Here is a 24,773-nt window from a genome sequence, read left to right on the forward strand (position 1 = left end):
CCGTCCGAGCGGACGCTGCGCACGTTGCTCGGCATTCGTTTCGCCGTGCTCGCCTCGTCCGGCTACAGTGCTGATATCGTCCACATCTAGAGTAGAGCCATCGTGAGTCTTGAGTCCAACGTAAAAACGATGGTGGTCGCCTTGGGCTTCCGCCACAAAAATAAGCCAGTCGAATTGCGCGCGCTCGGCAATTCGATCGACACGATGCGCCGCCGCGCTACCTTCCGTTTCGCGGTGCGTTGGGCAAAGACGCCGTCGGCCGGTCTGATAGACGACATGGTGGAGAGTATGAGTCCGCTGCGCCCGACCACGCAGGCCTATGCGAGCGACGTGGACTTTATCGACATCCGGCTCGAACTGGCGTCGACCCCGGTCCCTCAGCTTGCCAGCATTGCCGAATAAAGATATAGACGGCTTGATATTCCATTCGGGTTGTTTGGCGGTCAGCGCGAAGCTATCCAGACTTCCAACAGAGTGAGGTCAGTATGAGCGCCGATAACATCGTGCCCGGCAGTATTAGCAAGATTGTGTCCGCCGGGCTCGGCGGTCAAGACAACGTAGGCGACGCGGCTCTGGAGCCGAAGACCGCTGCGGAACTCGAGGCGGAAGCGGCTCTCCGCGATCTGGATGCGGCCGTCGAGATGTCGAAGGGCGATGCAAGCCAGAGCGGGCGCACGCAGGCTCCGCCCCCGACGCCGGCCGAAGACGAAGATCCGGAAGCCACGCGCGCGCGCCTGATGAAGAAGGCCGCCAGCCAGCGCGAAAAGGGCCGCAAAGCACTCACGACCGCGGAGGCCGGTATTGTGATGGCCACGCAACAGATCATCGTGAAAGATCGCGTCGTCGGGTCCGCACTGGAGCGCTACCTCGGGGCGATCGACTACTGCGCGCACAACCTGCAGCGTTACGGCGAGATGGTCCTCGGCAAGAAGTTCGAGGAAGTCGAGGAGCAGTTGCGCACGTTGATCGAAGAGTTCTACGCCGACGCTGAAAAGGAATCGGGCCGCGTTGCGATGCTCGTGACGGAAGGCAAGGTGCAGGTCGAGGCCGAAGGTATGCCGTGGATAAAGCCGGAAGTCCTCACGCCGGCGGTCGACATGAAGGCCCTGTTCCGTTCGCGCCTCGGTATCAAGATGCTGAAGGGCGTGATGAAATACGACCAATCACTGGAGCAGATGGCCAGCCTCGAGTGGAACGAACTTATCGACGACGGCGAAACCGGCAAGCGCCAACTGCTTGCTAAGCAAGCTCTCGGCAAGATCTACGGTTTCGCTTCCCACGTGAACCAGTCGCTGCGTCGCCGCGCCGGCGAGAATGAAAGGCCGGCGCCCGCGAAGAAGACCAAAGCCGCGAACGCTGACCAAGCCGTGGCGGCATGAGCGAGAAGATTGCGCGAATCCTCGCGCCCCTGAACGACGAGCAGATGGCCGTGGCCAATTGCCAAGACAACTGCCTCGTCATCGCGGGCCCCGGATCTGGGAAGACCAACACCATCTCGCGCAAGATTGCGGCAGCGCTGCAGGCTCGCTCCGAACGCATTGCCGCGGTCACGTTCACGCGTGAGGCGGCCCTCGAGCTTCGAGCCCGTACCATCGCGCTCGCCGGAGAAGAGGCCGCCACTCGGCTTCTCGTGGGCACCTTCCACTCGGTGATGAAGCTCATGTCGTTTCCCGAACTGAAAACGGACTCGGGGAGGGACATTGTCTTCGGTAGAGACATCATTTCCCGGCGCCCATGGCCGTTCGGAAAAACGCCCTGGAAGATCGTCAAGGAAGGGCCGCGTCGCAGTTATATCCTCCGGGCGATGTCGGAGCTCGCGATCGACGACATTAAGCTTGATGAAGCGACGCGAATTATCGAACACGTGAAGTCGGGACGGCCGGCGACTGAGCTGCGCCACGAGCAGATGACCCAGATCTACACGGACATCATGAACCGGCAGAAGGTCATCGATTTCCAGGACATCCTGCTGAAGACGAACGCCGGCCTCGAGTCCGGCGCCGTTCCATCACTCAACGTCACCCGACTCTTCATCGACGAGTATCAGGATACCGACAAGCCGCAGTTCGATATGGCGGCCGCGCATCATCGCGCAAATGTCATTTTAACTGCGGTGGGTGACGACGATCAGTCGATCTATGGCTTCCGGAACGCGCTCGGCTATGAGGGCATGCTGATGTTCGAGCGCAGCTTCAACGCCGAACGCCTGATGCTTGGGAACAACTACCGGAGCCATGCCGAGATCGTCAGCTCGGCCACGAAGGTTATCAACCACAACCTCGACCGCGTCGACAAGAACCTCGTCGCAATGAAAGGGGCTGGCGGCAAGACCGCGTGGAAGACCTTCAAGACGCGCGAGGAAGAAGCACACGCTGCAGCGATCTACGCCGGCGAGGCGCTCAAGGTCGGCGGCGATCAGCCGTGTGCGATCTTCGCCCGCAACAACCGTCGCCTGGACGAGGTCGAGGCCCGCCTGCAGGCGATGGGGATTCCGTACCGCCGCCCGCCGGGTGAGTCGATCCTGAACAGCATCGAGGTGATGATCTTCTGCGCGGCCGTCCAGGCTGTCGTGAAGCCGGAGAAGAAGGTGATGGACCAGTTGCTGTCCTGGTGCCGAGTTGACGAACAAAGCATCGTCAAACTCGAGAAGCTCTTTCGTGGCGCATTTCTGCTCGGACAGTCGGAGGACTTCGCCCGGGCGAAGATCGAGGACTCGGTCAAGGAGAAGTGGCGCGAGTTCGTCAAGCTCTTCACCGGGTGGCAGTCATCGCTGGCGGCTGGAGCGGACACACTCCTCGTCTACGGGATCTGCGAGTGGCTCGCGTCCTATGCGCCGGACAAGCGCAGCGAAAACGTCCTTCAGATCGCGCGCGACATGTTCATGCCGCGCCGGGCGGACCCGGAGCGGGGGATCATGGCCCAGACCGTTCAAGATCGCCTGACGGCCATCAAGATGGCGCAGAGTAAGCGCGAGGAGAAGAAGCCCGAAGGCGCAGACGCCGCAAAAGCCGTCGAGCTGATGACGGCCCACGGCTCGAAGGGGCTTGAGTTCGACTATGTCTGGGTCGTCGGTGCCGAAGATGAGGTGTTCCCAGCCAAAGACGGCACGCTGGAAGAGGAGCGCCGTCTGATGTTTGTTGCGATGACGCGTGCGCGAAAGGATCTGATGTTGTCGACCGGAGGCGGAAAGCCGCCCAGCATGTTCATCAAGGAAAGTGGAATCGAGCGAATCGTGGACCCGGAGGCGGCAGACGCGAACCTCATGGATGCCTAATCCGATCCGGATATCAGCGAGCGGTCCTCAACAGGGAGTAGATGATGGTCGAATTGACCGAGAAGCAAGTGCAGGCCTTGAAAATCACCCAAGATGCGCTCGTCCAGATTCGGGCCTTGGCGAGACAACCCGTCACTCCGAAGACGATGGCCGCAATCCATGACTTGGCTGACGCGCTACACAACGTCCCCAACGGAGTCACGAGGCGTCCAGACAATCCGGATCTCGCGGTCCTGTTCGACGAGGAATTGAAGCGGGATGTCGAAGGTGCGGTGGGCGTGTTCCGGCGCGAGGGACTGCCGATGTTCAATTTCCCGCCGGATGTCGAAATCCGGGACACTGATTTTAGCGCGTACGTAGCGTCCGGTTCTCGATTCTGGATTCCGCCTGGAATTGCGAAACAGTATGCGACGTCTGCCGGTGCGCTGCCAACTCAAGATGTAGCATTGACTACGCGCTTGAAGCGGTTCTTCAGGCGCGTCCTCGGGTAGAAGATGCGCTGCCCGGCTGGGCAGCGAACCCACAGCAATAGTCGGGAAGGCGCATTGGTATGGCGAGCAAAAAAAGAATCCAACGGTACATGCTGGCCATCGAAGGACTGGCAACACGGTATCCAAACGCATTCAGTGCCGATCCAGCGAGGGTGCGCCCCCTCAAGGCTGGGATTGTGGATGATATCCTCGCCGATCTGCGGACGCCTGGTGTCACACGCGACGTCGCGCAAGCGGTTGCGTTCTATCAATGCACGTTCGCTTACCTGAAGGCCGTGGCGTTTGTCCTTCGGCGCAGAGACCTATCGGGCAACCGCGTAGAACTGGTAACTGAATCGGACCGACTGGCGGCAAAGGCCGAACTTAAGCGCCGAGGGCGATGGACTCCAGCAATGCGCGCCCAGTTCAAGCAACGCGACTGGTTCGACGACTGACCGGGGGACGTCGGGTCGTGCACACGGCTAAACTCCCTTGGGCGTCTCGATGCCTCCACGGATTCGGTGGCTGCGACATGTAGTGGGCAGCAAGCACAAGCGCATCACGCGTCTCACGGTAACCTGGTAAAAATTGCGAATCGGCTGCCGAGAAAAGCTTCCTATATGCTACCCAACCCTGTTTGGGTTCAGGCCCGAGCGACCTCGGATGTATTGAGCAACTGCGCCGGTATGGGTGGACCGTTGAGTGCCGTGTAGCTGCGGTCTCGAGAGGGGCTAATTTTCCTTAGGTCGACTCGCGAGGGAAGACGGCGTGGTTAGCTGATTTGGAGTTCTTCGGCAAGCTCGGCCATTGTCTTGGGCACAACGCCAATGGCGTGTTGTTTGATCGCGACCAAAGCGAGATGCAGCGGTTGAAGCATGGCCTCCCGCTGCTCATAGGTGATCTTCTTGTTGTACTCGGACATGTACAGTTGCGCGATCGCCAGGTCGGCACGCTGCAGCTCTCGGTAGAGAGTCGACAGCATCGGCATAACTAGGATGAGATCGAACCGTGTCTTGCGGGAAACGGCCTCGTTCAACTCGCCTTCGTAGGCCTCGGCGTCCACCTGAAGGCCCAGTGCCGCATACTTCAGATCCTTGACCAGCCCAGGAAGGGCTTTGGCCGTTGCCTCTCGCGTCTTCAAGCCACGACTACGGATGAAAAGCCGCTCGGAGACGAAGTAGAACTCGCGGTCCACCCAGCGGCGAATGAGCAGTGAGTGGACGCGCATCTCGGTCCGCGACGCGACGTTCGTACGGATCGCCTCGATCCGGTTGAGGTTCTTGGGGATCGTGATGGGCACGTCGGCCCAGGAATCCCCTGGCTGGGACTGATCGGCGGTATTCAAGGCTAGTCGTCCGTTTAGTGAGATTGCTGCAGGCGGCGCGCACCCAAAAGTATCTTTCCGGATTCTCGCTGCGCGCGTTTAGCACGTTGGGACGAATGCTTGGGTTATCTGGCAAACATTCGCAATTTGCAGTCCCGGGTAAGTTCAACTATTATCGAGACACGCCGAGTTGTCGGCATCACGTTTCTATCGCGCCAGATTGTTGGCCACCCAAGCAACCACAACATTGGTTCGCTTCTGCAATAGCGCACCCGTCCGGGTGTCGTGATTTCCTATCCGTAATAGACCTACAGCGTCCGCCAAAGACCTCTGCGGCTGCGGCAAGCGCGTTCGCGTGCCTAGCCCATCCAGAGCGGTTTTTCAAACGCGCCTTGGGCGCATCATTTACGGAGTTTTATCATGAATGCAAATGACAGCATTATCGCTGGCACGTTACCCCCGCAAACTATCTCGATTGAGCAGCTCGAGAGAAAGTACGCGAAGGGCGACGAGAAGACGATCACGGACGTTCGGACCCGTGTCGCTCATGCACTCGCGCAGGCTGAACAGCCCAACGTTCGCGACGAGTGGGAAGCCCGCTTCCTGCAGGCGCTCAACGATGGTTTCGTCCCGGCCGGTCGCATCAATTCGGCCGCTGGTACCGACATCAAGGCCACGCTCATCAACTGCTTCGTGCAGCCGGTGGGGGATGCGGTGAACGAAACGGTCAATGGGAAGGTCAGTATCTACACGGCTCTTGCTGAAGCGGCGGAAACAATGCGTCGCGGTGGCGGGGTCGGCTACGACTTCTCGCAAATTCGCCCGAAAAGCGCCTGGGTCAAGGGTACGCATTCGCGCGCATCCGGGCCCGTATCCTTCATGGACGTGTTCGATGCCTCGTGCACGACGGTCGAATCGGCCGGTGCTCGCCGCGGCGCCCAGATGGGCGTGCTGCGCTGCGATCATCCGGACATCGAGACCTTCATCCACGCGAAGCGTACAGTGGGGAAGTTGAATAACTTCAACATCTCGGTTGGCGTCACCGATGCTTTCATGCAAGCCGTGGTTGCAGATCAGGAAGTGGAGCTCGCGCACGTCGCGCCCCCGCATCCGGATCTCGAAGGCACCTACCAGCGAGAAGACGGGAAGTATGTCTATCGCAAGGTGCCCGCCCGTGATCTGTGGGAACAGATCATGAAGTCGACCTATGATCACGCGGAGCCGGGTGTGCTCTTCATCGATCGCATGAACGAGGAAAACAACCTCTACTACTGCGAAAAGATCCAAGCAACGAACCCCTGTGCCGAACAGCCGTTGCCGGATTATGGCTGCTGCTGCCTCGGCTCGGTGAACCTGACGAAGTTCGTGAAGAATCCTTTCACGGAATTAGCCTCGTTCGACTACGAAGCATTCGCGGCGGTCGTCAAGACCGGTATTCGCATGCTCGACAACGTCCTGGACGTGTCGTACTGGCCGCTCGATAAGCAACGTGCGGAAGCGCAGGCGAAACGTCGCATCGGTTTGGGCTTTCTCGGCTTGGGCGATGCACTCGTGATGCTGCGTGTTCCATACAACTCGGTCGAGGCGCGTGATGTGGCCGCAACAATCTCGGAAACGATGCGTGACGCGTCTTACGAAACGTCGATCGAACTCGCGAAGGAAAAAGGTGCTTTCCCGCTGCTGGACGCGGAAAAGTATCTCCTCAGCGGTTTCGCCTCGCGTCTGCCGGCGCACATCAAGGCCGGTATTCGCGAGTGCGGCATTCGCAACTCGCACCTGCTGTCGATTGCTCCGACTGGCACGATCACACTGGTGTTTGCCGACAACGCATCGAACGGTATCGAACCGGCTTTCGGCTGGGGCTACAACCGCAAGGTGCGTCAGGACGACGGCTCGACGAAGTGGCAAGTGGTTTATGACCATGCGCTGCGCGTGTATCACGAGCAATTGGGCCTGGGTCAGGTGCTGGTGAAGGAGGACGGTTCGATCGAATTCAATGGTCTGCCGGACTACTTTGTCCATGCACGAGACATCTCGGCAACCGAGCACATGCAAATGCTCGAAGCCGTGCAGCCGTTTATCGACACGTCGATCAGCAAGACGGTGAATGTCGCCGAAGACTATCCGTACGAGGATTTCAAAAATCTCTATCTGGATGGTTGGAAGGCGGGCCTCAAGGGATTGGCGACGTATCGTCCGAACGATACGCTGGGTTCGGTTCTCTCGGACGCGCCTGTCGGGAAGCCGGTCGCTGCAACGTCGGCTGTGGTCGTCGATGATGATCCGCTTGAGAAACGATTTCCGGCTCGTCCTGAGGGCGATCTCGAGTCAATCACGTCGAAGATCGAATACTGGAACACGCAAGGCAAGCAAGTCGCCTACCTCTCGATCAGCTTCGCAACCGTCAAGGGCATCATCGACGGCCATGAGGTGGAAATCGAGCGACCGGTGGAGCTCTTCGTGCCGGCTGGTCAGCTTACGGACGGCCAGCAGTGGATCACCGCAACGATGCGCTCCTTGTCCATGGTCGCCCGCTCGGGCGGCGAGTTGCCAAAGCTGCTCGCGAACCTGCGGAAAACCGTCTGGGACAAGGGTGTGGTCCGATGCGGTTATGTCGTGCGTGAGGACGGGACGGAAATTCCGCGGTATCACGATTCGGAAGTCGCGGCGATGGCATACTCGATGCAGCGTCTGTTGACGAAACGCGGCTTCCTGGATGCCGACGGCAACCAGGTTCCCGCGCGTGTGCTGGCGCAAGCCTACGCACGGCGTATCGGTGCGGTTTCGGCGTTCGTGGAAGCGAGCGAAGAGCCGGTCGAGAACAGCAAGCCCTTCTACGGCGTGGGTCTTGGCAAGAAGTGCCCCAATTGTGGAGCGCACGAAATGCACAAGATCGACGGCTGCCTGAAGTGCCTGAACTGCGGCGATGTTGGTAGTTGCGGTTGAAGGCTTCGCCGCGCGATTGAAAAATCGTGCGGTGAATCTTCATGGTAACCATTACGTATAAATGCAACCGGGAAGGGGCCGAAAGGTCCTTTCCCTCCTCAAGTTTTGTTTGCAAGAACCGATAGCCGAAAGTAGAATTAGTTTCGCCGCGTTGGCGGCAACACGTGCAGACCCTGTCGCGCCTCGGCAAATTTTGCAATCCCCCGGCTTGCAAAAGTGGCTGAACCAGTGCCATTCCAGTTTTACCCGCCTTCTTGGCACAACTGGAAAACCATCAACCGCAATCTGAATCCGCTTCTCTCGCCCCGTCGCCGCTGCCTGCAATTTCGGTCCGGATATCTGCTCGGTACGCCAGAGATTGGACCCGCGTGCTCCCTATCACGCCGGCCATAACGTCAATCGCGATCAGGGAAGGTTCTTCCGAATCTTCCCACTTCCCTTCGCAATTCAACGGAGTCCTTCCTCGACAAATTGTCCGGAAAGGGCAGGGCGCTTGTCGCGTCCAGGTCCGCTCTCCAAGTTTTTACGCGCCGATACGGCAAAGGAGAGTTAAACATGAACGTGAAATCGATCTACGCCACTCCGTCGAACATCGACCGTGTTTTCGCTGCATTGGGCTCCGCTGTGCGTGAGTTCAGCAACGGTGTGTGGATTCCCTTCGCAGCTTTCTGGCTCATGGGGATCGTCGTTCTGTTCACGGGGATCGCTCAGGAAACGCAGGGGTGGGCGGAGCTGTTCCAGATCGGCGGGCAAGCTGCTCTGGACGGCTACTTTGCAACGGTTCACGCCGCGCATCTGACCATTCTGCAGATGATGTCCGACGCTCTAGCGGGCCACTCGATCTTGATCGGTGGTGTCCTGCAAGGCTGGGGAATCTTCATCGCCTTTGGAATCGTCCCGCCGGCATTCATCTTGAGCCTCGCGGGCTCCACGATCTCGGCCTACCTCAATTCGGGCTGGGGTTACCGTCGTCGTTAATCGCAACCAGGGAATCCGCTCTCCTTCAGGAGGCGGATTTTCGCCTCACACAGGCATCTGCTGCGGGTGTTGCATCCGCACCAGGCGCTCCATGTGCCAGGAACGCATCTCCGGTTTTACGCGCCGCTACGGCATCAGGAGATCACCATGAATCAGCAACAACAGTATCGCCGTTCGAAGTGGATTCATCCCTCTCTGGGAATTCTGAATCTGCCTATCGCCGCGATCGCTATCTCGGTAGGCCTGCTTCGCTACGCCTTCCGCATAGTTGCATCGATCAACCGAGGCATGTATCGCATCGCCAGCCGTGTCGAACAGTGGGCTGCCAAGTAATCATCACCTGCGACTTGTGTAGCGGCAGCATCCTTCGGGATGTTGTTCGCTGCACCGATACTGCCCACTGGTGTGGCTGGCTCCGCGGCGATGCTTCCATCACGCGCACGGACAGGTTATAGCCTGTCCATGCCCGTGGAATGGGGTGGGCCTCCGGTCGTACCGCTTGGGAAGGCGAGCGGCCGCACCATCACTCGCGACATGTGACCTGCGTAGCGGCCACCCTTTCGGTGTTGCTCGCTACGCCCGAGCCCTTCGATTCACCTCAATGAAGCGGCACTCTCAAGACTCAGCCCTCACGCACGGACAGGCCTGCTTGCCCATGCCCTTCAGGGCACCGATTTATCCAGCCGTTCGCCGGCATCACGTCAGGTGGTTCAAATGACTGGAGCAACTATAAATCGGGAGAAGTCTATGAGCCAGGAACATCAGCTCAAGGAAGAAATCCGAGAGTCAGTGGACGAGGGGTTAATCGTGTTCGTGCGCTTTCTGGCGGACGTGGTCCTCATCTCTGCGCTGTCTCTCGTAATCGGTGCATCTGCCTTGCTCCTCAACGGCATCTTCGTCGGGGTGGAGCGAGTAACCCATGATCCGTTTCAGGGCTACGTCCTGTTTGCGTTTCATGCGCTGATGCTCGCCCTACACCTTTCCGCTGCCGGTTGGATTGGCGTTCGCGGCCTGAAAAGGTTCGTGAAGCGGTTTGGTTGATAGGCCCACAACTCTGAAGGAGGAACAGCATGAGCACGTACACGAAAGCGTTTGTCGGTGAACTCATCGACTTTGCGCACGAGTTGTCCGAGCCGCTCAAGCCCGTTGCCCGCTGCATCATGGGCGCGCTGGGGCTGGGGTCGCATCCGCATCTTGCGGACTAAACCCCTGCATTCAATCGTCACGTTTTCCTTGGTGTGACGCTGTGTGGACCTGCCTTCGGGCGGGTCCATCTGACAGCAAGTCATGTCGAAAGCAGCACGCGCACTGCCATGTCTCCCGCATGGCAGTGCCAACGGCACTCCGGTTTTTCACGCCAGCAATGGCAATAACTGGAGATCAATCATGAGCATCATGTCCTTCCCGGATCGCGGTCCGTGGGGCAACGCGAAGTGGCGCGGCAACTGCAGTGGCCACGTTTATCGTCAACTGTTCGAGCAGATCCTCGGCCGCATCGAACGCCCGGTGTTCATCGACCCAATGATGGGTTCGGGCACTAGCGTGGAAGTCGCCAAGGAAATGGGCATCACGGCTTACGGCCTCGACCTGCACCAAGGTTTCAACATCCTGCGCAACTCCATCGTCGAAGCGACGGGCGAGCAGGGCAACCTGGTTCTGTCGCATCCGCCGTATCACGGGATGATTCGCTATTCGGGCGAAGTTTGGGGCAAGGAAGCGCATCCCGACGATCTGTCGCGCTGCATGGACGACGAGGACTTCCATCAAAAGATGCACCTCGCCATGCTCAACCAGCGCGAAGCAACCCTGCCGGGTGGCTACTACGGCTGCATCATCGGTGACTGGCGCCGGAACGGGGTGTACACCTCGTACCAGGCCGAAATCATCGCTCGACTGCCGGCGCAGGAACTGGCCGGCGTGCTCATCAAGGCGCAACACAACGCGATGAGTAACTTCCAGTCATACGGGAAGATGGACCTACCGTTCATCATGCACGAGTACATCGTGCTGTTCCGTCGCAAGGCGGGAGCGATTCTCGCAGTCCTTAGCGCCATGGCATGCCAGGCGCAAAAGAGACTTCATGGAACGTGGCGCAACATCGTGCGCTCGGTGCTGATGCAACTCGGCGGCAAGGCCCCTCTGGCGAAGATCTACGCTGCCGTCTCGGCGTCGACGGATCGAGTCACTACCAACAGCAGCTGGCGCGAGAAGATTCGCCAGACCTTGCAGATCTATCCGGACTTCAGGTCGGAAGAGCGGGGCGTCTGGGGTCTCGCGTAATCGCAACAGGAACGGCGGGCAATTTGCCCGTCGTCCTCATCGTCTTCGAAATCCTCTGAGCACGCTGCGGCTGTACGGCAATGCCGAACGCATTGCCGTGCGCGCTGCGCACGCCTTCCTTAATTCGCCAGCACTGGCATTAGGATCGAAAAGGCATGTTGCCATCGATAACCCGAACGGACGTAAGTCCTGGAAGGCAGAAACCATGAAACCGACGAAATCGATTCTTTCCGAGCGCACGACCACCAATTATGGCGGCCCGCGCGCATCCGGAAAGATCCGCTGCGGCACCAAGGTCTTGACCCGTACCGCGCAGGAAAACGCAACTGCAGTACAGATCTACAAGGACGGCATTGCTCAACAACGCCGCGCCTCCATGATCGAGAAAGACATCACCGCCAAGACCGGCATCAAGAATCCGATGTACCCGGTCAACACGCAGGCGTTCCACCTCTCGGTGGACGACTTCGTAATGTCGGTGCTTCCGAAGACGGTCCTGGATCTGTACGGTGAAGACGTGGACGGCAAGCGCGAGCTCCGCCGATTCCCTGTCTTCTTCCACAGCAACGAACTGTTCGACTTCTTCCCGCACCGGTTTGAGAGCCACAAGGGCGAGGACCGTTACCACTCCGCTTTCAATGAGCGAGGTGAAAGGGTCTGCGAGCGCCTGCCGGGGCTCGACGCGAAGAAGGTTGTTGAACAACGCCAGGCTGGTGTCAAGCGTCTTCCTCCGCGCGAGTGGGAGGTCAGAAGCTTGTGCGAGCCGCGGGTGTGCAAGCAATTTCAGGCCGGTCTCTGCCAGTTCCGGGGGCAACTGAAGTTCTACATCCCAGGCGTAGTTGGCCTTGGCATCGTTGAAATGGAAACCAGCTCGGAGTACGCGGCCGAAAACATCTGGTCGACGCTTGATCAGATCCGCAGCACGCTGGGGCATATCCCGACCTTCAACCCGAAGGATCCCGGGAAGCCCGTCTTCTGGATCACCAAGGTTCAGGAGGAGCGCAGCTACTTCGACAGCGACGGCAAGCGCAAAACCGGCCTCCAGTGGGTGCCGCGTATTGTGCCTGCCATCGACATCGCTTCGATGCTTCAAATCGGGCGCAACCCTGTTGAGCATGCGGCCCCTGTCGCATGGCTCGCTCAGACCCTGGCCGGACAGGCCGAGGCTGAAGTGGCCGCAACACAGGCAGCGGAAGTGATCGACACCGAGCACAAGGCGAGCAACGGCGAGCGTGCAACGCAGCTTCTCGCTGCGCTTGAAGATGTCTTCCGGTCGGGAGGCAGCGACAAGGCACTCACTCTTCGCTATCTCGACCACAAGTACGGCGTCGGCTGGGATAAACAGGAAGATCTGCTCGCGAAGGCGGTAGAGGGCATCACGCAGTTGACCCGGTATGGGGCAAATGCGGACGTGTACCTCGAGTCACGCCTGCTGGCCGCGGACCACCGGATTCCTCCGGAACTGTTCGCGCAGTACGCCAGGCACGTCGTCGGCAACTGGGAACGCAGCTTCCCGAAGATGCGGGATCTCATCTCGCACATCAAGCAACTTTTCGCCAACGGCGAGCAAGCCGGCATTGCTGCCATGGAAACCGCGTGCGGTGCCATGCGGCAGGCTGCGACCTGTTAAGCGAATACCGCTTATGCCGTGGGCAACCTCCCCGTAAGGGGAGGCTTCCCGATGCCCCAGACCCAAAGGCATCGGGAAGCTGGTGCACTCCTTTCACACCGCCACGTAGTGGCAAAAGGAGTAACCCATGAACCAGAAACAGAAAAGGAGGATCAAGGTTGCGCACTTCAGCGACCTGCATTTCTCAATAGGGAATCTGCTCGAGGCCGAACGTTGTTTTGGTGATGCCGTGAGCACCGCGATCGACGAAGGTGTTGACGTCGCGATCATCGCAGGCGATCTGACGGACCACAAGCAGGATGCGCATTCGGCCGCGCTTCATAGGTTGATGCAGGAAATCAGGCGTCTGGCTGATCACTGCCCCGTCCTGATCCTGCAGGGCACGTTCTTGCACGACTATCCGGGCATGCTGGCCATCTACCGCTTTGCGGGTGGCAAGTATCCCGTGGAGACGGTCGACAAGATCGGACAGGTGGCGTTGGTGGGTACGCAGTGGCGTCACATGTCGCCGGGGGATTCTCTCGACGAGTCGCGACTGCTGGTTTCGTGCGTACCGACTGTCAACAAGTCGGATCTGGTTTCGTCGGTAGGTGCGGAGCACGTGGCGCAAGCCATGGGGGACGTGCTTGCGGGGCTGATGCAGGGGGTCTTTGCTCCGCAAAACCTAGCAGCACGCGCCGCCGGCGTGCCGACCGTCACGGTTGGCCACGGCACGGTGAGTGGGTCCTTGACCGAGCATGGTGTTCCGATGGCTGGTAAGGACCACGAGTTCTCACTGGGCGGACTGTACGCAGCGCAGTCGACGGCCACGATGCTGGGCCACATCCACCGGCATCAGTCGTGGGAGCGGGAAATTGAAGGCGCCGTCCAGCGTGTGGCGTACCCGGGCTCGATCGGGCGTTTCCACTACGGCGAGGAAGGAAAGAAGGGGTTTCTCATCTGGAGCATCGGCTCGCGTAACTGCGACTTCGAGTTCTACGAGACGCCAGCACGCGTGATGGTCGACTTCTTGTTCGATGGCGTTCCCGACATGGCCTGGCTCGAAGAGCAGGCCGCTTCGTGTGCCGGGTCCTTCGTTCGTGTTCGCTATTCGGTGGATGCCGAGTTGGCATCCACGGTGGACAAGCAAGCGATCGCGCAAGCACTGGCGCAAGCGGCGGAGGTTCGCATCGAACCGAAGTTGCTTGTGTCCCAGCGCCAGCGTTGCAGTGGGATTTCGACACTGCCGACGTTGGCGGAGAAGGTTGGGAAGTGGTGCGAATCGACGGAGAACGATGCGTCGACTGTCGTGTCGAGAGTGCGCTTGCTCGCGACGGGCGACGCCAAATCAATCGCAACAAATCTTATCAAGGAGTTTTTTCATGAAGCAGAAAGTCTTTCTCATGAGCATCGTGATGATGCTGGCCATGCCGTGGACCTCTTCGCACGCGCAGAGCCTGGATTCGATCATGCAGCCGATCGAACACTTGCTCAATAGCGCGCCGCCTCAGGTGTCGCGTTTGATCCGCATGTCGTATGAGGGGCGTAGCAGCGAAGGCGTCTCGGAAGAGCACGCCTTCGAGCCGGGTGCTACGTGGGACTGTGGCTTTTCGCCGGAGGGCGGCGCTAATCCCCGTGTGATCCATGCGATCAACGAGGTTCGCCCGCATTCCGGCGACGACGCCACTATCCTGGTCGCGGCCTACGAGTTCACCTCGCTCGACATTGCTCGCGCGCTTATCGCAGCGCACGAGCGTGGCGTGAAGGTGGCTGTGGTTGTTGATACCACGGAAAACCAGAAGTCGGCCTCGAAGGTGCGAATGCTGGTGGGAAGTGGTATCCCGGTGAAGTTCGACAACCGCCTGCAGATGCTCCATGACAAGTTCATGGTGCTCGACGGGACGGCGGTCGAAACGGGCAGCTTCAATTACACCAAGGCGGCTGCCTCGGACGAGCATGCCGAGAACGCGTGCGTGTTCCGACATTCGCCTCGTATGGCCGCAAGCTTCACTGGAGCGTGGCAGCACCTATGGCGCGAGTCTGACCCTGCATCGTGATCGAAACCTCAACGTGAAACGGACCAACATCTCTTAGGGGGTGTTGGTCGGTCCCTCGGGATGCTCGGCACTCGGGGCCTCTAATAAAGTCATTGAGCCGTTCGATCGGCATCATCCTCAAGCATCAAGCCAAGCAAGCGTGTCGTGAATTGTCACGAGTTTTGTTAAGGCTGCCGCCTCAGCTAAGCGTACCGCGCTGACTCCTTTTTCAACGCCTAATTTGGCATGAGGAGATCATCTTGAATACGACCATCAATCACAGCAACGAACCCGTGCGCGATTTGTCGGGCTGTCCTGCCAAGTCTGCGCAGATGTGGGGCCTCGCAAGACAAAAAGGGGTTTCCGTCGGGGCGCTTGATGTCACGGGACGCTGCGTGGTCTTCGGCCATGGTGGTCAGTCGACCACCATTGTTGCGTACGACCCGCACTCAAAGCGCGTGCAAACCACGTCCGGGGCGGTGTACCAGCTCGAGATGCCCAACGTGGGCTTTGCGATGCAAAATCCTCGGTTCATGGAGATTCTGGGGTTCGGGAACTAGGCACTAGCGACAATGTGCGCCAGATCCTCCGGCGGGAGATCTGGCGTACATACTCAGAATCGGCATGCAGGTCCCGGACGGTGAAGTGTTGACGCGATCAGCCGGTCGAGGAGTGCTGGAGCGCGATTCGTGAGCGGAGAATCAACATGATATGAGACCAACGCCCGCTCGGGGTGTTGGTGGGTCTTTCAGTGTGCTCGACGTTCGAGACGTCTGCTAAAGTTCATTCAGCCGTTCGATCGGCACTCTCGGTACGCATCAATTCAAGCAAGCGTGTTGTGAATCGCAGGGTGTTTCGCTAAGGCACTTGCCTAAGCTGAGCGCGTTGCGCTGACTCCTTTTCAACGCCTCAAGTGGCATAAGGAGTGCATCATGAACACGACCATCAATCGGAACGACTATCGCTTGGCCGATCATCTCGAGACGAGTGGCTGGGATCCGAGCGAAAACCACGTGAATGGCGTCAATTCCTTCGGCATGCGACCGGCTGAAGTCGCGGCGCAGGCAGGTAACGTGGAGGAGTTCCTCGCAATCGTCTCGCACCCGGAGTTCGAGAGTCGTGGAACGCGAGTTCGCTTCTTCGCCTCCATTCTTCGCGACTATCGTGGTGATGCTGATGATCGGGCTGCTTATGCACGCCTGCTTCCTCACATCGCCACACTGGAAAATCGCCAAAACGCAGCTGGTGCGTGAAACATTGGCGTGCAACGTACACCGCTTCCCTTCGGGGGCGGTGTATTTGCTTAACCAAGGCATCGTGCGCTGCTTTGAGGCCAATCCCTCAACCACGCGCATCGCGCCGGCTCCTTTTCAACGCCACGAAAGGCAAAAGGAGTTAATCATGAATACGCTCATCAATCGCAAGACTCGCTCGAAGACTTTCGGGTTCGCCTCGATCGCCGCGGTAACTTTTCTCAGCGCCAGCAGTTTTCTTCCCGAAACGGCCTCCGCTCAACAGGTGGTACAGCAAACCATGAAAGGAATAGCTGGCACCGTAGTCCGAGTTCGCCTCGCGCCGACTTTGAGCCTTCCGCAAGGAACTCCCGCAGCGCGCCTGCCTCTACCGGACCTCGTCGAAGTAGCAGTTCAGGGCTCAGACGGTGAAATGTACGAAGCGATCGCGAATCGCGCACGTCAACCCCGCCTTGGGACAGAGGTGATGCGTCACGGCCGAAACCTTAATACGATAAGAAACCAACGCCCTCAAGGGCGTTGGTCGATCTTGCGGCTTGCCTAACATTCTGATCTTCTGATAAAGTCGATTCAGCCGTTAGATCGGCACTTCCTAGAAAGCATTAATCCAAGCAAGCGTGTTATGAATCACCGCGCGTTTCGCTGAGATGTTTACCTCAGCCGAGCGCACTGCGCTGACTCCTTTTCAACGCCTCAAGTGGCAAAAGGAGATCATCATGAACACGACCATCAATCGCAAGAGTGGCTCAAAGGGATTTCAGGCATTCTCGATCGTCTACGGTCACGTTGCATCGTGGAGCTTGCTTTTCTCGGCTGGATTAATTGCTCTAGCTGGCGCCATCATCGTAATTTTCGGCTGCGCATACGAGGCAAACGCACAGTTTCAACTGCTTCAGGGCAGCGGACGCGCAGCACTCGAAGCGTATTTGGCACATGTGTCGACACACCAATTGTCTTTCGGGGCATTCCTGGTGGAATCCGTCACTGGTCATTGCTTTGCCGCTAGTGCCGCCATTCAGGGCGTTGGCTTTTGGTTGGTCTTCGTTCTGGCGCCGCTGGTTGCAGCTCTCGTCTTGCTCGCACGTGGTACGCAAGTCTTGTTTCGTCAGCCGGCGGAACTTGTCACAGTCTACTGATCACTCGTAACCGTTCGAAAGTTCCTTCGGGGACTTTCGACCATCCACACACGGCACTGAAACGCGCCGTTTCCCCGTGGTTCGATCCTCCACCAAGCGTGATGCCTAGCTCTCGAAAGGGCTCTTGAGGCAAGCAATAGAGCCGATTTTCCTGTGCCATCCAGGTTCAGGAAAGTCGCCGCCTCGTGATGCGACTTCCTCTTTTTAACGCCTTCAAGGCAGAAAGAGGAAACCATGAATACGAAAAATGAACTGCGCAAAGCTCCGGTGCGGCAAATCATCGGCACGTCTCCGCTGGTGTCCGTCCTCCATCTCAACGGTTGCAAGCTCACCGAAGTATGGATTGACGGTTCCTGGGTTTGCGTCAGAATCGAATGAGCAAACTGAAATCGCGCAACTGAACGAGAGTCCCTCCGGGGACTTTCGACTTTCCACGCAACGTTTTGGAGCATGTCGTTTCGCAGATGCCGCAACCTCTGCCGAGCTCTTTGCTCACTCCTTTTCAACCGCCTTTACTGGCATACAAGAGGAGCAGGATCAATGAGCAACCAACGGTACGTGCAACTCCCGAGCGGCAACACGGCTCGCGTCAACGACGGTAAGATTGTGGTCACGTTCGAGGCGGACCTCAACGACGTCTTCGAGATGGCCGGTAACGATCTCGAGAGTTGGCTCGCAGAAATGGTGACTGGCGAGGTAGACGGTCTTTCGAATATCTCTTATCGCATCGTCGGCACCTCGGGCCCGCATGGATTGACGATTGAAGCGGCCGGCACGCTGGCCGACATCGAGGTCGAGGACCTGAAGGAAGGCGACATCCCGCTGCAGGAGTTCGAAGTGCAGGTGACCCGCATGAGCTACGGCTCGCGGACGATCCGCCTGTCGGCGAGAACGCCCGACGAAGCGCGAGACATCGCGGACGGTGACGCGGGTAACCACACGTACAACGAGCACCACTCGGAATACATAATCCAAGCATCCCCCGTGCAGTAGCAATTCGGGGTTCGTGAACGCACGTCGCGGCGCCCCTGGGCGCTGCCGGCGGCTCCGACGGCCAACCAACCTGTCCGAGCCATGCTCCTTTCTCCTTTTCGACCGCCGCCATACGGCACAAAGGAGAACCATGAACGGAACGCATCAACAACCGGATACGAAGCGTGACCTGTACTACGTCAGTGCCATGAACGAAACCGGACAGAAGTGGGTGCCGCTGCTCGGGCCTTTCCCCGACGACCACGCGGCCGCGCTTGGGAAGGTGGACGATGTCCGCACGCTCGCATGCGACCTCGATCCTCGAGGAGTTTGGTGGAGCTACGGCACCGCGCGCATAGATCATCGGGACGCTCCGCCGCAGGGCCGTCTGAATGCGCACTTCGCGGCCGTGCACCAGCGTCAACCGGCGCACTAAAAGTAACTTTGGCTATTCGTAAACGCATGTTGCGGCGCCTTCGGGCGTCCGCAACGGCCTCGACAGATCTTCGAATCTCTCCGGGCCTCGCGGTCCATCTCCTTTCAACCGCTCGCTATGAGCAAAAAGGAGAAGCCTATGAATAGAAAAGTATCATCAAATCAAAGCCCAACAGGCTCAACACCTGTCAGGGACGCGCACCAGCCTCAACAGGAAGGTGTGTGGCAACAAACCAAAGACCTCGCAGCAGAAGCATGGCTGGAGTTCTTTAAGCACAGCCTCATCATCGTCCCGTTGATTGCGCTGGGTTGGTTGATGTGGCTAGTGGAACAGTCTCACGTGAGCGTCGAAACCGAGAGGTTGCTTGATTTTGGTGAATTCCTCATCACTCTCATCCAACTGTGGAAATTGGTGGAACATCTTGTTCCCGCGTCGACGTTCAAGGGCATTAAAGAGTTCATAAATAGGAAAGCAAAATCATGGAAATCCAACTCGAACTGCAGCAATGCCGTAGGGAAGGTGAAATTGAAGTAATAACAGGATGACCGGCTAACCCCGGTCATCTTTATTCACCCGCCGATCTCGCAGGGACAATTTCCCGTCAGGTTTGTGCTATTGAAACGTTCGTGTGTTGCATCGTCTGCGGGCCTCGTGTATTGTTCTTCACGTAAAGCCGCGCTGGCGGCAACTCTAAATGAAAATCGCAGAAGCTGATTCCCCATGCCCCCGGCATGAGCGATAGTTCTGCGTCGATCCCGTCGGAGACGCGGCCCCGCGCCGATTTCTGAATAGCCGCTCCGCGGCATGGAGATCGAAAATGAAACCCTCAAAGCTTTTCTTGAGGGGGTTCGCCGGAATCCTTTCTGGCTGTCGAAAATCCCAAGTCACACTGGACCTGTCTGTCATCCCCGAATGGGCAACGCTTGTTGCGCTTGTGGGGAAGAACGGGCAGGGCAAGACGACGATCCTGGACAACCTGCATCCGTACCGGCTCATGCCGTCGCGGTGTGACGGCCTCAAGCCTTCCTCGTTTTCCTACTGGGACGAAATCTCGGAACCCCTCGCACAGAAGCAACTGGATTGGTCGCACGATGGCGTCAGGTATCGCTCCGATGTGGTTTTTCGAGTCACCGGCAAGACCCGCAACCAGCAAGCCTTCCTGCACCGTTGGGATAGTAATGACTGGGCGCCGGTAGTCCTGCCGGACGGAACAACGTCTGACGGTAGCGCAGCAACCTACGATCGCTGCATCGAAGCGATCCTGGGCCGCCCGGAAGTGTTCTTCACCACGCAGTTCGCAGCTCACCGGCGCAAGATGCTGGGGGACTATGAGCACGCTGACGTGAAGGCCCTTCTAAGCGCATGGCTTGGCCACGACGAGTTGCTGCGCGACAGCGCATCGGCCGCCGAAGTGGCAAGCCTGCTCCGCGAGAAGTTGGCTGACGTACAGGCCCGCATCCGCGACAGTGCGGAGCTTCGCGCCGCCGCCAACGCAGCACGCAGTGAAGCGCAACAGCTGATTGGCCAGGTGAATGCGAAAGCAGCCACGCTCGTCCAGGCAGAACTGGCCGTGCAGCAGCTGCGGGCGCGGGTTGTGCAGCTCGACACGGAAGCCGCCGGCTTCCAACGTGTCGAAGAGCAGCGCAAGCAATGGCGCGAACTGATCGAAACCGATAACCGCCGGGCGACCGCGCGTGCATCTGAACTTCGCGATCAGCAGGCCAAGCAAGCCTCCGCGCTGAAACAGCGCGACGCCGAAGCGGAGAGATCGATCAAGGCCCTCCAGAAGGAGATCACGGAAGCCGAAACCAGGCTGACGACGATCAACGCAAGGATTGCCGAAGAGAAGGCAGTTCGAGAAGCCGCCAGCCAAGTTGCGCCGCTGCAGTCGACGCGGACGACGCTGACAGGCAGCCTCGACGGCATTCGACAACAGATCGTGACGCTTCGTCCTTATCGGACGAAGACCATGACCCTGACGGCGGATCTGGCGAGGGTAGCGACCGAAGGAAAAGCCACTGGTGATCGGGTAGCGCAACTGAGTACGGTTGCTGCACTTGCTGATCGGGTGCCGTGCTCAGGCATGGAACTCGCCGCCGGTTGCGAACTCCTCAAGGATGCTCGCGAAGCTCGGGCGAAGTTGACCACGGTCACGACGGACTTGGCCAATCAGCGCAAGCAGTATTCGACCATTAACAACGATCTGAAGTCGGCCGGTGTAGAGGTTGCAAAACTCGACGCACTGGAAGCTCAGGATGCCCGCGTCGGGCAGGAACTGGATGCAGTGATCCGCAGCCTGGATCGTCTCGTTCCGCTCGCGTCTCAATCGCAACTGATCGACGAAGCTAAGGTGGCTCGCCCCGGCGTCGTAAATCTCCTGACCGCGAAGAGAGCAGACCTGGAGCGGCACGAAGCTGTGCGGAAAACCATCAGGGCTGAAATCGACGCGGCTGGTGCCGCGTGTGACGCTGCGATCGCACAGGTCCAGCAGGCACATCAGCAGGCTGTTGCCGGGTATCAGGAAAAGCTGCAGGCTTTGCCCGCGAGCACCGACGCGTCCGTCCGTGAGGGTGTCGCAAAGACACTTTCGCAGGCTGAAGCACAGGTGCAGGTGATCAAGGGAGAGATTGCTTATCTACAGGCCAAACAGGCTCAGGTTCACGAGCGTGTCGGGCGGGCTGAGGCTGGGGTTGCAGAACTCGGGCCAATGTCTCACGTAGCTGAAAAGCTTGGCCAGGAAATCGAAGCGTGGGAGCTTGCCTCCCAGGCGCTCGGCAGGGACGGCCTGGTGGCGTTCTCGATCGACGATGCCGGTCCCGGTATTGCAGCGATCGCGAATGACCTTCTGACTGTCTGCTACGGAGGGCGGTTTTCGGTGCGTTTCGAAACGCAACGCGAACTGCGTTCCGGGGCCTTGCGTGAAGGCTTCGAGATCATGGTCCTCGACGTCGAAGACGGAATGGAAAAGCCGGTCCAGAAGCTGAGCGGCGGACAGTGCGTGTACGTCAACGACTGTCTGATGCGCGCAGTTGCACTCTACCTTGCTGGCGCCGCCCGGTTCCGGTCCGACACGCTGTTCTCGGACGAGACCGACGGTCTGCTGGATGAGGAGAAGAAGCGGCAACTCATCCTTCTCAAGCGCCGTGTCCATGAGCTCGGGAAATACTCGCGCGAGTATTTCGTGACACAGACGAAAGAAATACAAGGGTTGGCCGACTACGTGATCAACGTAGCCGATCTCTAAGCCACCCCTGGAAAGACCCTTTCGGGTCTTTCCTCTGCCACACGGTAGAGGAAAGACTCCGGCCTCGCTCCCCGGTTTTCAACGGCCTCTCTGAGGCAAAGGGGAAGCATCATGAACCTGGAACTGTTTGGAGAAGTAGCAGCTCCTCCACCGGTGGCGTTATCCCCCATGGTCGACCAGCATCCGCTGGAAGACGAATGGCTCGGATACACGTCGGAAAAGGAAATTGACCGTCTGATCGACAACGCAGTCCTCTGTGCTGAGGTTCCGCGAGTCGTGAAGGCTGCATCTGGTGCGTGGGATGTCCTGAGGAAGGACTCGCGCCGCCGGGTGTACGACAAGGAAGTGTCGACGGATCCTCGGCCAGCTCATGCCCACGAGGAGAACGATGCTGAGGAAAACCAGCCCGCCGGTTCGTTTGAAAACCTCCTCTGCCGCATCGAGGAGACGGACGCGCCGGAACTGGTGATGTGCAAGCTGATGGGCAACCTGATGTGGAACGATCTGCGAGCGATCGTCAAACGTCGCAATTTCGTCGAGGACACAGGCCCGGACCTATTCGGTTTCGAGGACTGCGATCAAGACGAGTTGCGTGTTTATGACGCGATGCAGTGGATCTACGGCTTTCAGGATGTCCGGCCGGAGGAAGTGATTGACGGTGTCACGGTGGTTGACGTGATGGTGTCTTTTGACTTCGTCTGCGAGCGGCTCGGATGGGATGCAGAGTGGGTCAGGCGAGTTGCTGCTCGCTGTCTCCGCGAACATTTCGCTGGACTGCTCCGCACGATCGAGGCCTTCGGAGACGAAGGCTTCCTGCTCAAATGCGAGCGCAAGCTCGAAGACTACGTCGACGTAACTGGTTGGAGGAATCAATGACTCAAAGCGCGAACAGCCGTGTCACGGACCCTTCGTTGGGGATTCTCAATGTGCTCCCGGTCGGCGTGCTCGTCGTCTTCAAGGTGTTGAAGCTGATGTTCAGGGCTCTTCGCGGGGTTCTGCGTTCGCTCGATACCGACAAGGGAATGGAAGCAAAGCAGCCGCAGGAAGAGGCAACGGTGGTGCGCAAGGAAGCAGCCCCTTCGAAGCTGAAGGAAGCAGTCGACGAGCCGTCAGCGCGTGTTGTCCGTCGATCGACCTCCGAAAAATCGTCAGGCGACACCGCTGGCGAGAAATCGAAGCCGTCGATCTGGGAAAAGAAGCCGGCGATGCGAATCGCCGACCGCCACGCAGTCGTGGATATCGCGAGCAAGCAGTACCGATTCTCGGTCTACCTCGCGGCGAACGAGATTCAGCGCATCGAAATCGGCCGTGTCCGCAAGCCCCTTGCCGCGTTCACGCGCAGCACGGCGGCAAACGAGAAGGTCGCCTTCACGTTGGAAGAAGCGGTCGAGTACACCCGTCGGGAACTCGCAGCAGCGCGGCGGCGCGGTCCCAGTCGAAAGACTGAGGCTCAGCCTCCTGCACAGCCTGCGCATCCCGACCAGTACACGGCTCCGAAGCAGAAACAGCCCTCGCCGGCACCGGCAGCAGGTTCGTCGATGGACGAGGATGTTCCCCATTGGGTGGACATTCCGTGCTTCGACGAGATGGACGCGCAAGCGCCCAGTCGCGGTCCTGCACCGGAAGCCGCACGCGGCCCCGAACCTGCACGCGCAGCAGCACCGCGCCCGCAGCAACCGATTCGACGCGATCCGCCGCCGCCTCCTGCAGATGCTCGTCCCTCCGGGGAGAACGGCGTCGAAGAAGGTCAGGTCGATTTCCGCGGAGCTCGTCGTGTCGTCGGCAAGGTGATTGGTCTCGGCGTCATTGAGGTCAAGAAGCCGAAAAAGGATCCCTTCTCGATCTACGCGATCACGTTGAGGACCCCTGACGGCGAGGAAGAGCAGTTCAGAGGTTATGAGCTGGAGCAACACGTGGACAACAACCGCGTCGCCATCGGAGACACGATTAGCCTGAAGCGTGGTCGCCAGCAGTTCTGGGTGATTCGCAATGGTGTCCGCAACGAGAAGACACGCAACATCTACGACTTTCAAGTCATGGATAGAGCACGTCGATAGATGTTACGGAAGCAGTAATGGAGGAGCCGGCGCAGCATCTGCTGCACGGTTCGGTTAAGGAAGGCTCACGCATCAGTCTCCAGAGAGACCATGGGAGAAATGAAATGGCATCAGTAAACAAAGTCATTCTTGTCGGCAACCTTGGTGCAGATCCGGAAATTCGCTATCTGCCGAGCGGTGATGCGGTGGCGAACATTCGCCTCGCGACCACCGATCGCTACAAGGACAAGGCCAGCGGGGAGTTCAAGGAAAACACCGAATGGCACCGTGTGGCCTTTTTCGGGCGCCTGGCTGACATCGTCGGTCAGTACCTGAAGAAGGGCTCGTCCGTGTATATCGAGGGCAAGATCCGTACGCGGAAGTGGCAGGCTCAGGACGGTACCGACCGGTACTCGACGGAGATTGTCGCTGACCAGATGCAGATGCTCGGCGGCCGTCCGAACAACGACAGCGGCAGCGGTGGCGGCCATGACGACGGCGAAGGTCGTGCGGCTCAACCCCCGCGGCAGCAGCGGGCGGCTGGCTCGAACGAGTATGCACGTCAGTCGCGCGGTGGCGGCGCGGGCGGTGGCGGTCAGGGTGGTCGTCCGGCAACGGGCTCCATTCCGGCAGGGGGTGGATTCGACGAAATGGATGACGACATTCCGTTCGCGTTGGATGCGAGCTATCTCGACGCACAACGCGCATTCGGAACCATGTAACAGAGGGCCGGTAATGGCCCAGGATCGCCCCCCCTTCGGGGGCTTTCCTGATGTGTG

Annotated in this window: 27 protein-coding genes; 26 read left to right on the plus strand and 1 reads right to left on the minus strand. The window is 59.0% G+C overall.

Annotated elements, in window-relative coordinates; translation table 11 throughout:
* The first annotated feature begins 102 nt into the window (after nucleotides 1–102).
* From HWX91_RS26520 to HWX91_RS26540, 5 genes are all read left to right on the plus strand, one after another.
* Nucleotides 103–402, plus strand: a complete 300-nt coding sequence (locus tag HWX91_RS26520) for a hypothetical protein (protein ID WP_127837830.1) — start codon at nucleotides 103–105, stop codon at nucleotides 400–402.
* 125 nt (nucleotides 403–527) lie between these two features.
* Nucleotides 528–1,379, plus strand: a complete 852-nt coding sequence (locus tag HWX91_RS26525; RefSeq protein WP_127837831.1) for a hypothetical protein — start codon at nucleotides 528–530, stop codon at nucleotides 1,377–1,379.
* Nucleotides 1,376–3,274: an ATP-dependent helicase gene (locus HWX91_RS26530; RefSeq protein WP_028195469.1), complete on the plus strand. Its 1,899-nt coding sequence runs from the start codon at nucleotides 1,376–1,378 to the stop codon at nucleotides 3,272–3,274. The genes HWX91_RS26525 and HWX91_RS26530 overlap by 4 nt, the downstream gene beginning before the upstream one ends.
* A 41-nt stretch (nucleotides 3,275–3,315) precedes the next feature.
* Nucleotides 3,316–3,765 carry a hypothetical protein gene (locus HWX91_RS26535; protein WP_042274408.1) on the plus strand — a complete coding sequence of 150 codons (450 nt, stop codon included), beginning with the start codon at nucleotides 3,316–3,318 and terminating at the stop codon, nucleotides 3,763–3,765.
* 59 nt (nucleotides 3,766–3,824) lie between these two features.
* On the plus strand, nucleotides 3,825–4,199 hold the full coding sequence (locus HWX91_RS26540) for a ProQ/FinO family protein (protein WP_028195467.1): 375 nt from the start codon (nucleotides 3,825–3,827) through the stop codon (nucleotides 4,197–4,199).
* Nucleotides 4,200–4,516: 317 nt separating this feature from the next.
* On the opposite strand, the gene HWX91_RS26545 is transcribed toward HWX91_RS26540, so the two are convergent.
* Nucleotides 4,517–5,089 (minus strand): hypothetical protein, encoded by a 573-nt coding sequence (locus HWX91_RS26545; protein ID WP_028195466.1) that lies wholly within the window; start codon nucleotides 5,087–5,089, stop codon nucleotides 4,517–4,519.
* Nucleotides 5,090–5,488: 399 nt separating this feature from the next.
* Here HWX91_RS26545 and HWX91_RS26550 point away from each other — a divergent pair, with 399 nt between their 5' ends.
* The 21 genes from HWX91_RS26550 to HWX91_RS26645 all read left to right on the plus strand — a co-directional run bounded on the left by HWX91_RS26550 (nucleotide 5,489) and on the right by HWX91_RS26645 (nucleotide 24,716).
* On the plus strand, nucleotides 5,489–8,014 hold the full coding sequence (locus tag HWX91_RS26550; protein ID WP_028195465.1) for an adenosylcobalamin-dependent ribonucleoside-diphosphate reductase: 2,526 nt from the start codon (nucleotides 5,489–5,491) through the stop codon (nucleotides 8,012–8,014).
* Between the two features lie 555 nt (nucleotides 8,015–8,569).
* Entirely contained in the window at nucleotides 8,570–8,992 is a 423-nt protein-coding gene (locus HWX91_RS26555) for a hypothetical protein (protein ID WP_028195464.1), read from the plus strand.
* A 147-nt stretch (nucleotides 8,993–9,139) separates the two neighbouring features.
* A complete protein-coding gene (locus HWX91_RS26560) occupies nucleotides 9,140–9,325 on the plus strand; it encodes a hypothetical protein (protein WP_028195463.1) in 186 nt (61 codons plus the stop codon).
* A gap of 414 nt (nucleotides 9,326–9,739) precedes the next feature.
* On the plus strand, nucleotides 9,740–10,033 hold the full coding sequence (locus HWX91_RS26565) for a hypothetical protein (protein WP_028195462.1): 294 nt from the start codon (nucleotides 9,740–9,742) through the stop codon (nucleotides 10,031–10,033).
* Nucleotides 10,034–10,062: 29 nt separating this feature from the next.
* Entirely contained in the window at nucleotides 10,063–10,197 is a 135-nt protein-coding gene (locus HWX91_RS41145; protein ID WP_255246774.1) for a hypothetical protein, read from the plus strand.
* 181 nt (nucleotides 10,198–10,378) lie between these two features.
* Nucleotides 10,379–11,272 carry a hypothetical protein gene (locus tag HWX91_RS26570; RefSeq protein WP_028195461.1) on the plus strand — a complete coding sequence of 298 codons (894 nt, stop codon included), beginning with the start codon at nucleotides 10,379–10,381 and terminating at the stop codon, nucleotides 11,270–11,272.
* Nucleotides 11,273–11,477: 205 nt separating this feature from the next.
* Nucleotides 11,478–12,902: a recombination directionality factor gene (locus HWX91_RS26575; protein WP_028195460.1), complete on the plus strand. Its 1,425-nt coding sequence runs from the start codon at nucleotides 11,478–11,480 to the stop codon at nucleotides 12,900–12,902.
* Between the two features lie 127 nt (nucleotides 12,903–13,029).
* Nucleotides 13,030–14,379 (plus strand): metallophosphoesterase family protein, encoded by a 1,350-nt coding sequence (locus tag HWX91_RS26580; RefSeq protein WP_052660669.1) that lies wholly within the window; start codon nucleotides 13,030–13,032, stop codon nucleotides 14,377–14,379.
* Nucleotides 14,351–14,938: a phospholipase D family nuclease gene (locus tag HWX91_RS26585; RefSeq protein WP_052660668.1), complete on the plus strand. Its 588-nt coding sequence runs from the start codon at nucleotides 14,351–14,353 to the stop codon at nucleotides 14,936–14,938. Before HWX91_RS26580 ends, HWX91_RS26585 begins: the two co-directional genes overlap by 29 nt.
* 239 nt (nucleotides 14,939–15,177) lie before the next feature.
* Nucleotides 15,178–15,477, plus strand: a complete 300-nt coding sequence (locus HWX91_RS26590; RefSeq protein ID WP_028195459.1) for a hypothetical protein — start codon at nucleotides 15,178–15,180, stop codon at nucleotides 15,475–15,477.
* A gap of 372 nt (nucleotides 15,478–15,849) precedes the next feature.
* Nucleotides 15,850–16,170, plus strand: a complete 321-nt coding sequence (locus HWX91_RS26595) for a hypothetical protein (protein WP_042274406.1) — start codon at nucleotides 15,850–15,852, stop codon at nucleotides 16,168–16,170.
* Between the two features lie 148 nt (nucleotides 16,171–16,318).
* Complete coding sequence (locus HWX91_RS26600) at nucleotides 16,319–16,714, plus strand: hypothetical protein (RefSeq protein ID WP_028195458.1); 396 nt, start codon at nucleotides 16,319–16,321, stop codon at nucleotides 16,712–16,714.
* A gap of 172 nt (nucleotides 16,715–16,886) precedes the next feature.
* Entirely contained in the window at nucleotides 16,887–17,306 is a 420-nt protein-coding gene (locus tag HWX91_RS26605; RefSeq protein ID WP_127837832.1) for a hypothetical protein, read from the plus strand.
* A gap of 234 nt (nucleotides 17,307–17,540) precedes the next feature.
* Complete coding sequence (locus tag HWX91_RS26610; RefSeq protein ID WP_156034506.1) at nucleotides 17,541–17,684, plus strand: hypothetical protein; 144 nt, start codon at nucleotides 17,541–17,543, stop codon at nucleotides 17,682–17,684.
* A 162-nt stretch (nucleotides 17,685–17,846) separates the two neighbouring features.
* Nucleotides 17,847–18,299 (plus strand): hypothetical protein, encoded by a 453-nt coding sequence (locus HWX91_RS26615; protein WP_028195456.1) that lies wholly within the window; start codon nucleotides 17,847–17,849, stop codon nucleotides 18,297–18,299.
* Between the two features lie 130 nt (nucleotides 18,300–18,429).
* On the plus strand, nucleotides 18,430–18,714 hold the full coding sequence (locus HWX91_RS26620; RefSeq protein ID WP_028195455.1) for a hypothetical protein: 285 nt from the start codon (nucleotides 18,430–18,432) through the stop codon (nucleotides 18,712–18,714).
* Nucleotides 18,715–18,852: 138 nt separating this feature from the next.
* On the plus strand, nucleotides 18,853–19,248 hold the full coding sequence (locus HWX91_RS26625; protein ID WP_028195454.1) for a hypothetical protein: 396 nt from the start codon (nucleotides 18,853–18,855) through the stop codon (nucleotides 19,246–19,248).
* A 283-nt stretch (nucleotides 19,249–19,531) separates the two neighbouring features.
* Nucleotides 19,532–21,958, plus strand: coding sequence for a hypothetical protein (locus HWX91_RS26630; RefSeq protein WP_127837833.1), 2,427 nt, complete (start codon nucleotides 19,532–19,534; stop codon nucleotides 21,956–21,958).
* A gap of 111 nt (nucleotides 21,959–22,069) precedes the next feature.
* Nucleotides 22,070–22,834, plus strand: a complete 765-nt coding sequence (locus HWX91_RS26635) for a hypothetical protein (protein WP_127837834.1) — start codon at nucleotides 22,070–22,072, stop codon at nucleotides 22,832–22,834.
* Nucleotides 22,831–24,015 (plus strand): hypothetical protein, encoded by a 1,185-nt coding sequence (locus HWX91_RS26640; protein WP_028195451.1) that lies wholly within the window; start codon nucleotides 22,831–22,833, stop codon nucleotides 24,013–24,015. The genes HWX91_RS26635 and HWX91_RS26640 overlap by 4 nt, the downstream gene beginning before the upstream one ends.
* Before the next feature lie 104 nt (nucleotides 24,016–24,119).
* Complete coding sequence (locus tag HWX91_RS26645) at nucleotides 24,120–24,716, plus strand: single-stranded DNA-binding protein (RefSeq protein WP_042274402.1); 597 nt, start codon at nucleotides 24,120–24,122, stop codon at nucleotides 24,714–24,716.
* Nucleotides 24,717–24,773: the final 57 nt, after the last annotated feature.

Source organism: Paraburkholderia fungorum (genome assembly GCF_902833645.1).
Lineage (GTDB): Bacteria > Pseudomonadota > Gammaproteobacteria > Burkholderiales > Burkholderiaceae > Paraburkholderia > Paraburkholderia fungorum.